The 503-nt window shown below is 39.0% G+C and carries 1 protein-coding gene; it reads left to right on the forward strand.

Annotated elements, in window-relative coordinates; translation table 11 throughout:
• The coding region (locus ACYVLS_RS08815; RefSeq protein ID WP_460323672.1) for an integrase core domain-containing protein at nt 1–294 on the forward strand (294 nt) is incomplete at its 5' end.
• Nucleotides 295–503 lie beyond the last annotated feature (209 nt).

Here is a 503-nt window from a genome sequence, read left to right on the forward strand (position 1 = left end):
ACCAATGAGGATGACGTCTCAAGACAGTATCGTCCACTCAAACAAATCATCGAACGATTAAACCGAACGTATAAAGGCCATTACCGTGGAACCCATGGGTTCAAGTCAGTTAATGGCGCTCGAGCACACGTGGCTTGCTTTACCGCCTGCTTCAACTTCTTACGTCCTCATCAGTCCTTGGATGGTGAAGTTCCCGTGAGAATTCCTTTTATCCATGATGGTGCGAAAACCATGCCGGACAAGTGGATTCGTTTATTGAATTTTGGAAACGGACTTCTTCAATATCTGGACTGATTTCGCATTTACTCTAATCTGTCAAAAACATGTTAAGCTTACGGTTTTTTAGTGTGCCCTTTTTTCGCTTTTCATCACTACATAGACTCTTATTAAAGGCTAACTTTTTTTAAAAATCAGTTTTTATTTAACCTGATCAATAGCTAGCATCAAACGAGCAACAAGATTTTTTTAATACATAGTTTTTCATAGATTATTGGGTGTTACCT

The organism is Alkalibacterium psychrotolerans (assembly GCF_054784355.1).